Here is an 11,149-nt window from a genome sequence, read left to right on the forward strand (position 1 = left end):
TGATATTCCTGATTTGGAAAATAAACAGAAATTACATTTTCCTTAACTCTTAATACTGCAGGTCAAACTCCTGCTTCATAAGCAGAAACTGATCTTCTTCTTCCTTGTATTTTTTTATTATTTCTATTGTTTCTTGAGGGCTTTCGCTACAAATTACAATGAAGGATCCAACTGGAGCATTTTCTACCGCCTGGGATATTGCCTGTTCTTCATTTGCTATTCTGTTTATTGTCATTCCTGGTTTTTCCATAAGAATACCCTGGATCAACCAATCCGCTTGATCACTTATATTATCTCCTTTTGGGGATTCCTTTATTATTAGTTCATCAAAAATTTGGGCAGCAATTCTTCCCATGTGAATGATATCTTCCTTTCTTCTGTTTAAAGGCACTCCCATTACTCCTGTTTTAGGATTTTCAGGAATAAGCTCAAGGTATTTTCCCATTGCAGCTAATCCAGCTGTATTATGAGCGGAATCAACCATTACAATGAAATTTCTGAATTGAAAATGATTCATTTTTCCTGGATTTTGAGTAGGTGCCGGGATAAAAGTATTTAAAGCTACTCTTATGTCTTCTACCTTAAAATCACGAACAAAACCAGCAAGAACGGCAGGAAGTATATTTTCCAACATAAACATAGCTTTTCCAGAGAAAGTTAAGGGTATGTTTATTATTTTTTCTATTCTTATTTTCCAGGTTCCCTTGCTGATTGTTACGTATCCATTTTCAATAAAAGCAGCAATGCCACCTCTTTCACAATGTTTCTTAATCCGTGGATTATCCTCATTAAGACTAAAGTAGGCAATCTGGCAGTCTAAATTTTTATTCATGTTATAAACAAGATCATCATCAGCATTTAATATAGCATAACCCTTTGTAGAAACACTCTCTGGGACTACTGCCTTAACTGCTGCCATATCTTCAAGATTTTCAATAAATTTATCTCCTAAATGGTCTTCAGAAATATTGGTGACAATTCCTACATCGCATTTGGAAAAACCAAGTCCTGCGCGAAGAATTCCACCTCTGGCACATTCAAGTACGGCAAAATCTACGGTAGGATCCTTCAATACAAACTCTGCGCTCTGAGGCCCCGTACAATCTCCTTCCTCCAAAAGCCTGTTTTGAATATATATACCCTCGGATGTAGTATAACCTACTTTATAACCCACAGCTTTTACCATATGAGCAATTAAACGGGTAGTTGTGGTTTTGCCATTTGTTCCGGTAACAGCTATAATAGGAATTGTAGAATTTGCTCCTGGAGGAAACAACATATCTATAACAGGTGCAGCAACATTACGAGGCAAACCATTCGTAGGGGCAATATGCATCCTAAAGCCCGGTGCAGCATTAACTTCAAGTACAACTCCACCATTTTCTTCTATTGGCACAGTTAAATTAGTTGCCATAATATCAATTCCGCAAATATCCAAACCAATGATTCGTGCTATGCGTTCAGCAAGAAAAACATTAGAGGGATGTACCATATCTGTTACATCCGTAGCTGTTCCTCCTGTACTTAAATTAGCAGTGGATTTAAGGTAAAGAATTTCTCCATTTGGAAGAATGGAGTCTAATGAGAATTCCTTTTCTTTAAGTATATTCAAAGACATTGATTCAATTTTTATAGCAGTAAGAGACTTCTCATGTGCATAACCTCTTCTTGGGTCACTGTTGGTAACATCAATTAAGGTTTGAATCGTAGATTTGCCATCACCTACAACATGGGCAGGAGTCCTTTTAGCTGCTGCTACCAACTTGTAATTAATTACCAAAAGCCTGAAATCAAACCCTTCAATGAATTTTTCAACAATAACAGTTTTGGAATATTTTTGGGCTGCATCAAAAGCATCATAAGCCTCCTGTGATTTTTTAATGTTAATGGTAGCCCCTTTACCATGATTACCATTGATGGGTTTTATCACCAGGGGAAATCCCAGCGAAACTATTGCATTTTTCAACTGATTTACTGTTGAAACTATCCTGCCTTTTGGAGTTGGGATATTTGCTTTTTCCAGAAGATACTTTGTTTCCTCCTTATTGCATGCAATATCTACGGCTATATTACTTGTAGTACTTGTAATGGTTGCTTGCACACGTTTTTGATTTATGCCGTATCCAAGCATTACAAGCGAACTCCTGTTTAACCGTACTGAAGGTATTCCCCTGTTTTGAGCTTCCTCAACTATTGATCCTGTACTTGGGCCCAATCTTTCTTCCTCGCGTATTTCGCGCATTTCCTGTAAATCAGCTTCAAGATCATAATCCTCTCCATCAATTAAAGATTGGGCTATTTTAACTGCTGATTTTGCAGCAAATAAACCTGCCTCCTCCTCCATATAAGAAAAAACAACATAATAAATTCCCTTTTCACCTGTATTTCTAGTTCTTCCGAACTTAACATCCATACCTGCAAGTTTCTGAATTTCTAATGCAATATGTTCAATTACATGACCCATCCATGTGCCCTCTTTTACTCTTAAGAAAAAACCACCCTCCTTATTTTCAGAACAAAAGTGTTCATACATGGATGGAAACATTTTTTCCAGTCTTTCTGAAAAACCTTCAATCTTATTCGTGGGATGATTTTCCATTTCTTCAATATCCAACTTCATAACAATAAGTTTGTGTCTGAATACCGACCAATAATTTGGTCCACGCATTACATTTGTTTCTAGAATTTTCATTTGGCTATTTCGTTTTAATTTGTTATTTTTTATTTGATGTGCTTATTCTATTTCTATTTGTTTGTTACTATTAAATTACTTGAAGTTTTTAACTTTTACAAGAAAAATTTTTTAAACTCCTGATAAAAAAACAATTTAATTTTTCGCGTGTTTTTTACCAAATAATAAATTGAAAAAACTATAAAATTTATGTATATTACATCAAGGAAAAAATGAAAAACAATATGCTTATTCCAAAAGGGAAATTAATATCAATAGGTGGAAATGAAGATAAGGGAGCAAATGAGGAACCCGATTACATTCAACGAAACAACCTGAATTTTACCAATTTACAAATTCTAAGTAAATTCAAACAAGAATTACATAAGGAAAATCCACGCGTTGAAGTTATAACCTCTGCATCTAAAATACCTTATGAGATAGGAGAAATCTATTTAAGTGCTTTCTCAAAATTAGGTTGTACAAATGTAGAATCCATGCACATTAAAAGTTTGGAAGATGCCAAGAACCCTGAATTTATTGAAAGGATAAAAGTAGCTGACGGAGTATTGTTTACAGGAGGAAACCAGGTTAGGTTAAGTGCTTTTTTCAATGACTCTGAATTTTTGACTATTTTAAAGCAAAGGTATTATCATGAAACAGGTTTTGTAATTGCAGGAACAAGTGCGGGAGCAATGGCCATGTCAAACATCATGATTTATTCAGGTTCCAGTTCAGAGGCATTATTAAAAGGGGAAGTAAAAATTTCAAATGGACTTAATTTTATAGATAAGGTAATTATAGATACACATTTTGTAACCCGTGGCAGAATTGGCAGATTAGCCCAGGCTGTTGCCACCTATCCTGATAGTATAGGAGTTGGACTTGCCGATGATACAGGGGTTCTTATTACTGATGGAAATAAACTCGAGGCAATAGGTTCAGGACTTGTTATTATTGTTGATGGCTTTGAAATGATGCATACCAATCTTTCTGAAATTAGAGATGGCAGCCCTCTTTCCATAGAAAACCTTATTGTGCATGTTATGGCCAAAGGAAACCATTACGATTTAAATTTACGAAAATTTTATGCTAAAAAATTAGGGCCCGCAGCAGCGGAAAAGAAAAAAGAGTTTTAGGAATAATGGCAGTTTATGATTCTTTATAAATCTTAATATTAAAATCTTCATCATTTCTTTTGTAACCCCTATACATTCCCTCTGAATTAAAGGGGAGCGCAATATTTCCTCTTGCATCAACTGCTATTAATCCCCCTTCACCTCCAATTGATTTCAATTTTTGATGAATTACGTAATTACTGGCTGCTTCAAGGTTCATCCCCTTATATTCCATAAGGCAAGAAACATCATAAGCCACTACAGAACGAATAAAAAATTCACCGTGGCCAGTACAAGAAATAGCGCAGGTGGCATTATTGGCAAAAGTACCCGCTCCTATTATTGGGCTATCCCCTGCCCTGCCGAATTTTTTATTGGTCATGCCTCCGGTAGAAGTTGCAGAAGCAATATTTCCATATTTATCAAGCGCAACAGCACCAGCTGTTCCAATATATGGGTTAGGTAAATCAGTAGTTCCTTCCGTATGATCCAGCTGCACTTGGTCTGTTTTATAAACGGCCAGGTATTGGTCAAATCTATGCTGGGTGAAAAAATAGGCATCGGGCATAAAAACAACATTCATTTTCCTGGCAAAATCCAAAGCACCGGATCCACATAACAAAACATGGGAAGTATTTTCCATTATTAGTCTTGCCAGTGAAACGGGATTCTTAATATTGGTAACACCAGAAACTGCACCTGCCATTAGGGTTTGGCCGTCCATTATGGAAGCATCAAGTTCGTTTTTTCCTTCATGGGTAAAAACAGAACCACGGCCAGCATTAAAAAGAGGGTTATCTTCAAGGCTTTTAACGGCTGCTTCCACAGCATCCAAAGCCGATCCGCCATTTTTTAGTATTTCATCACCGTATTTAAGTGCCTCCTCAATTCCAGAGATATGGTATTGTTCATTCTCAGGAGACATCTTTGCCTTGGTTATAGTGCCTGCCCCACCATGCACGACAATTACATGCTTTTCCATTTAAAATGGTTCCATAACTGTGGAATCAGATTTTTCCACTACTTCTTCAAGTTCTTGTTTGGTTACAACAATTTGTTTTCCAACTTTAATGATTCCTAACAAATTAAATAATAGGATAAAAGGATAAATTGGATCTATTTCATGCCATCTGATTCCGAAATTAACTCTTCTTGGAAATTTATGATGGTTATTGTGGTAACTCTCCCCTAACATCAAAAAGTCGAAAAACAAAAGATTGGTTGAAGTATTTCTAACTTTATAACTGATGTAACCGATTTTGTGTGCAAACCAGTTGATGATTGCACCATGAAATGGCCCCATTACAAACTGAATGGGCAGAAGTGTTAAATACATCCACCAGGAAGCATCAAAGGCAACATAAAATGCAATATAAAATGCAACCCAAAAAAGTCGTACTGGCCAAAAATCAGCGAATTTATCAAAAGCTGGCCAATCTGGAACACGCTCTGTGAAAGGTTTATCAAGTTGAAGACGGTTGTAGAAAATATCGTGATAAATTTTCTTTGTTTTCCACATCATCTCAAAAACGTTTTTTGAAAAAATTGGAGAATGAGGATCTTTTTCTGTATCAGCATAAGCATGATGCATTCTATGCATAATACCATAGGCCTTAGGGCTTAAATAGGAAGAACCCTGAAAAATTAAACTTAAAACAAAAAAAACTTTTTCCCAAAATTTTGACATTGTGAATGCCTTATGTGCCGAATAACGGTGATGAAAGAAGGTTTGTGTAAAAAGGGACAGATACCAATGGGCTATAAAAAATATTAAAACAGGCATTTTATTTGGTTTTTAAAGTTTAGTTATTGCCTGATATCAGGCATAATTTCTAAAGTTAGTTAAAAAATAATGAAATTAAAAAAGACTGCAAGATTACGAAATAAAAATCAAATTAAATAAGAAAAAAACAAGTTCAATTTTAATTGAAAAAAACAGCATCCTCTTTATTGCTTAGGAATTCCTTCAATTTCCCCAGAAGCCACACCCCAAAGGAAAATCAGTTATTAGGGATAATTATTTTATAGTATGCTCGATGGCCGGAAAGCTAAATGAATGATTTATTAATTTTGAGCATAATATTTCGCTCATTCAAAATATTTTTCTGTTGATATTAGGAAAATCAGTTCACTATAGCTTTGAAGCAGGTTAAATCTATTTAAAAGATAAAATAATTTGACTGTACTTTAGCACCAATTTCTTGTTTTGTTAACGCAAGATTTTCCGTACAAATGCAACCGTAAAGTAAGCCATGAGAAACATTCCCATCCAGCCCTCGAGTGGAGCAAGCCATTTTATATAACCAACAGGTAGGCAGTCCCCATATCCGATGGTAAGGAAGGTAATTGCGCTAAAATAAAAAGCTAGGGCAATTTTTAAAATAAAAATTAATACTATTCATAAATTTTTGTAAAATTGCCAATATAAATCTTCTATATGATGCTATCTGTAAAATTTACAACTAAAGTTATACTTGCCTTATTTTTTACAATCCTTTTATTTAACCTGTCAATTCCCTTAAGTGTTTTTGCCTCAGAAGTGGCACAACATTCAGGTGAAGTATTGGTACATGATGATCATGGTCATGGTATGGAACCACTTCTTTTCATAATAATAGCCTTAATAATTGGGGCAGCTACAAGTCATTTTCTTAAAAAAAGCCCTCTGCCCTTTACGGTTACATTACTTATTATCGGACTTGTGCTGGGTGTAGCCAACAGGAATTCTTTATTTGAAGGCTATCTTGATTCAATAAGCCATGCCATTCGTTGGGCGGGCAATATCGATCCACATATTATCCTTTTTGTTTTCCTGCCTACACTTATTTTCGAGGCCGCTTTTGCCATGGATTTTCATACTTTCAAGAAAACCTCAAGCAATGCAGTGATAATGGCCGGACCTGGTATTTTGCTTGCACTATTTTTAACCGCAGCCCTAATGATGGGTTTAGCTTATTTTGGTTTTGGCCTTCAATATTGGAACTGGTCAATAGCACTGATGTTTGGAGCTGTAGTAAGTGCCACTGACCCTGTGGCTGTAGTTGCCCTTCTTAAAGAACTCGGAGCAAGCAAGAAACTGGGAACATTAATTGAAGGCGAATCCCTTTTAAACGATGGTACTGCTATTGTGATTTTCATGGTGTTTTTTCTTGCCCTTACCGGTGCTGCCAGTGATACCGCCCCTGTTATTGAATTTTTAAGGGTTGCTGCCGGAGGTATTTTTGTCGGCCTGCTTTTAGGATGGATCGCCATTGCATGGATTAAAAAGGTTTTTAATAATGCCATGGTAGAAATCAGCATTATCATAGCCACTGCTTACCTGACTTTCTATATTGCTGAGGATTTTTTACATGTTTCAGGTGTATTGGGACTTGTTGCTCTTGGCCTTATGATTGGTGGTGTTGGAAAAACCCGTATTAGCCCTGAAGTTCAGCATTTTCTTCATGAGTTCTGGGAACTTGCTGCTTTTATTGCCAATGCCCTTATTTTTATTATTGTTGGAATAGTGGTTGCTGAAAGAGCAGTTTTTACCGCCACAGATTTCCTTGTTCTCGGAATTTTATACATAGGAATTCATGTTGTACGGGCAATTGTAATTGCTATTTTTTATCCGGCTATGAAACGCCTGGGTTACGGACTTCCCATTAAAGATGCCTATGTTTTGTGGTATGGTGCATTAAGAGGAGCAATAGGCCTTGCGCTTGCCCTTGTAGTTGCCGGGGTTGATGACAAGTATATTAGTCCTGAAATAAAAAATCAATTCTTGTTTTACACTGCCGGTATAGTGGTACTAACACTTTTGATTAATGCTACTACAATTAAATTTCTTGTGAATTCACTCGGGCTTACTGCAATACCACCGGCAAAAGCCCTTATGATGTTAAACGCAAAACAATATTTGAGAAACAGCTCAGAAAACGCTTTGGAACGGCTCAAAAAAGACCGCTTTTTAAGCAGGGCTAACTGGAGCATAGTGAGTGAATATCTTCCTGACGCAATTCCATTGAATCAGGAAAAAATAGTTATTGAAACAATTGCTGAACTAAGGAGAAGGGTGCTGCAAAAAGAAAAGAGTAATTATTGGAAACAGTTTAAAGAAGGTATACTTGGTCCTGATGGGGTTGTATTGCTTTCTGATGGTATAAATGAGGTAATGGATGCGGGTGGATTGGTTCCGCTATCTGAACGTAAAGACCTTGAGGAACTCTGGCACACGCCTAAAATGATGAGTAGGATTCAGAAACTTCCTATTCTTGGCAAAATGTCCGAGCGCATGTTCATCGATAAATTATCGGTAAGTTATGATTGTGCCAGGGGCTTTGTTGAGGCCCAGGAGGAATGCCTTACACTTGTTGAGAGCATGGTTAGAAGCGCTGGTGATGACAAGGATGAATTGAAAAATTTAAGCATGATTGAATCAGAGATAAATGAAAACCGTATTCACGGACTTACTTTTTTAAGAAATCTTAGAAAAGAATATCCTGAAATTTATACTGCAATTGCTACAAGGCAAGCAAGCCGCCTGGTTCTTAATTATGAACTGCATACAATAGAACGTTTATTAAATAAAGGACAACTGGAAAGTGATGAAGCCAAAAAAATGATCCATGCTGTTGAAGCCAGGATGAAAAAACTTATGGATTCTCCACCTGCTGTTTATCTGCCTGAAAATAACGAATTGCTCAAAAATATTCCATGGCTAAAAGATTTGGATGATGCCACTTTCAATGAAGTTGCAACAGAGTTTCAAAGCAGATTATTTGCAATTGGTGATGTAATTACCAAGGAAGCAAAAGGTGGTGACGGCTTATTTGTTATTGCAAGAGGAACAGCCAAAGTTACTGTTGGCAGTCAACTTGTTGATGTTGTTGGTGCTGGGGCTGTAATTGGCGAGATTTCTTTTCTCACTGGTAAAAACCGTTCTGCCCTGGTTAAGGCCGAATCACCTGTTACCGCTTTAAGAATTTCTTATGCAAGCCTTAGCCGGATAGTTAATAAATCCCCAAAAGTTGAAGAAATGCTCTGGATGATTGGTGGTGCAAGGATGGCAGGAAATTTATTGGGGCAAACTGAGCCATTTAATATTTGGAGGGCAAAACAATTAAAGAAGTTGATTGAAAAAGGCTATATTGTTTCAGGACAGAAAGAAAAAAACATCACTATGAAAAATAAAATTGGTGTGCTCTTATCAGATAAAGCTTTTGATGCGAACAACAAAGAAATTACAGCGCCCTCTATCATTAATTCTGATATAACTCTAAGCCCTAATGCCAGGATATTTTTAGCCACTTTAGAGGAACAGGGCACCGAGGAGCAATAAATTGATAGATTTAAACTGAATTGTTTTCAGGTTTACCTGCAGGCAATTCAGTTTATTTATCCCTTCTTTAAATGAAAATTCAAAACCATAACAATAACCCGATTTTCAACTCCCCTGTGAGAAATGGTTACAGCTGTTAGGGATGGAGGTTTACTTTTGTTGGTTTCAGTCGTCCATTTATTTAAATTTCAAAAGAAGGAATTGCTCATGCCAATAAAGTAGTTCAAAAAGCTTATTATATTTGCTCTTTGTCATTTAATCTAAAATTCTGAAATGAAATTCCTATACCTTTTTCTTATTTTGTATATAATCACAATTCAAATTCAGGCTCAAAAACCTGAGGATAAATATCTTTCAAATAAAACCTTAACCTACCAGGAAACAATTGATTATTATGCAAAGCTTGCCAAAATGCATCCCCAGGCAAAACTATTTGAATATGAAAAAACAGATGCAGGATTTCCTTTGCATTTATTTGTTATATCGCAAGACAAGGATTTTAATCCAGCATCTTTAAGCAAAAAAAACAAGCGGATAATATTGATAAATAATGGAATTCATGCAGGCGAACCCTGCGGAATAGATGCCTCCATTAACCTGGCAAAAGATTTACTTACAAATAAAAACAATGCTGCAGAACTGCTTAATAATACTGTGGTTTGTATTATTCCTGTATATAATGTGGGTGGTTCAATCAACAGGGGATGCTGTAGCAGGGCTAATCAAAATGGCCCTGAAGAATATGGTTTCAGGGGAAATGCCCGAAACCTGGATTTAAACAGGGATTTCATCAAATGTGATTCTCAAAACAGCCATGCTTTTACCACTATATTTCAAACCTGGAAACCTGATATTTTTATAGACACCCATTCCACAAACGGTGCAGATTACCAACATGCAATGACTTTAATTCCCACACAGCACAACAAGCTTCATCCTTTACTGGGAAATTATTTAAAAGAAACTATGTTGCCAGATTTATATAAAAAGATGCAAATAAAAAATTATCCAATGTGTCCTTATGTAAATTCAGTAAATGAAACTCCTGATGGTGGAATAGCAGACTTTTTGGAAACACCTCGCTACTCAACAGGCTATGCTGCGCTTTTTAACACCATAGGTTTTGTTACAGAAGCTCACATGTTAAAACCTTTTCCTGAAAGAGTTAAATCAACCTATGCCTTTCTAATTAGTATGTTGGAAATAGTTAACAAGGAAAATGATAAGCTGGGGAAATTAAAAAAAGAGGCAGATAATGATATTATATCCAAAACTGAATTCCCCCTTTCCTGGGTTATTGATACCACTAAACATGAAAAATTTAATTTCATGGGATATGAAGCAAAACACAAAAAAAGTAATGTAACAGGCATGGAACGGCTTTATTACGATACGCTTGCACCATATACCAAAGGTATTAACTATTTTTCTTCTTATAATACTGAAATAAGTGTTAAAAAACCCGAATACTATATTGTACCTCAAGCATGGAAAGAAGTTGTTGAAAGGCTAAAATGGAATAAAGTAGAAATGAAAAGACTTCAAAAAGATACTGCATTAATCGTTCAAGTATATTATTTAGAGGATTACAAAACTTCTGAAAAACCTTTTGAGGGACATTATTTGCATAGCAACATTAAAACCCGAACCGAAACTTCGAGCATAAATTTTAATAAAGGTGATTATGTAATTCAGGTAAATCAAAGCAATAACAGATACATTGTTGAAACATTGGAACCACAGGCCACAGATGGTTTTTTTGCATGGAATTTCTTTGATGAGATCCTTCAACAAAAAGAATGGTTTTCAGCCTATGTTTTTGAAGAAAAAGCGGAAGAAATCTTAAGAAACAATCCAGGAATAAAAAAGGAATTTGAAGAAAAGAAAAAACAGGATGCTCAATTTGCATCCAATTCCATGTCACAACTTTATTTTATTTACCAACGCTCAATTTATTTCGAAAAGGTTTACCTAAGGCATCCCATAGCAAGAATTAACGTGAGAATGAATTTACCCTTGGAATAGAGAAAACATGCTTTT

The 11,149-nt window shown here is 35.9% G+C and carries 7 protein-coding genes; 3 read left to right on the top strand and 4 right to left on the bottom strand.

What is annotated here, in order from left to right:
• Positions 1-49: 49 nt before the first annotated feature.
• Entirely contained in the window at positions 50-2,692 is a 2,643-nt protein-coding gene (gene cphA, locus H0V01_03055) for a cyanophycin synthetase (GenBank protein MBA2582348.1), read from the bottom strand.
• A gap of 224 nt (positions 2,693-2,916) precedes the next feature.
• Between cphA and H0V01_03060 the strand changes: the two genes are divergently transcribed.
• Entirely contained in the window at positions 2,917-3,810 is an 894-nt protein-coding gene (locus H0V01_03060; protein MBA2582349.1) for a cyanophycinase, read from the top strand.
• A gap of 13 nt (positions 3,811-3,823) precedes the next feature.
• Here the strand turns inward: H0V01_03060 and H0V01_03065 are convergent, their stop codons facing one another.
• From H0V01_03065 to H0V01_03075, 3 genes are all read right to left on the bottom strand, one after another.
• A complete protein-coding gene (locus H0V01_03065; GenBank protein MBA2582350.1) occupies positions 3,824-4,771 on the bottom strand; it encodes an isoaspartyl peptidase/L-asparaginase in 948 nt (315 codons plus the stop codon).
• Positions 4,772-5,572, bottom strand: coding sequence for an acyl-CoA desaturase (locus H0V01_03070; GenBank protein ID MBA2582351.1), 801 nt, complete (start codon positions 5,570-5,572; stop codon positions 4,772-4,774).
• Positions 5,573-5,998: 426 nt separating this feature from the next.
• Positions 5,999-6,187, bottom strand: coding sequence for a hypothetical protein (locus H0V01_03075; GenBank protein ID MBA2582352.1), 189 nt, complete (start codon positions 6,185-6,187; stop codon positions 5,999-6,001).
• A gap of 39 nt (positions 6,188-6,226) precedes the next feature.
• Between H0V01_03075 and H0V01_03080 the strand changes: the two genes are divergently transcribed.
• Both H0V01_03080 and H0V01_03085 read left to right on the top strand, forming a co-directional pair.
• The gene (locus H0V01_03080; GenBank protein MBA2582353.1) at positions 6,227-9,109 is read left to right on the top strand and encodes a cation:proton antiporter; all 2,883 of its coding nucleotides are present in this window, start codon (positions 6,227-6,229) and stop codon (positions 9,107-9,109) included.
• Between the two features lie 273 nt (positions 9,110-9,382).
• Complete coding sequence (locus H0V01_03085; GenBank protein ID MBA2582354.1) at positions 9,383-11,134, top strand: hypothetical protein; 1,752 nt, start codon at positions 9,383-9,385, stop codon at positions 11,132-11,134.
• Positions 11,135-11,149: the final 15 nt, after the last annotated feature.

This window comes from Bacteroidota bacterium (genome assembly GCA_013696965.1).
GTDB lineage: Bacteria > Bacteroidota > Bacteroidia > JACCXN01 > JACCXN01 > JACCXN01.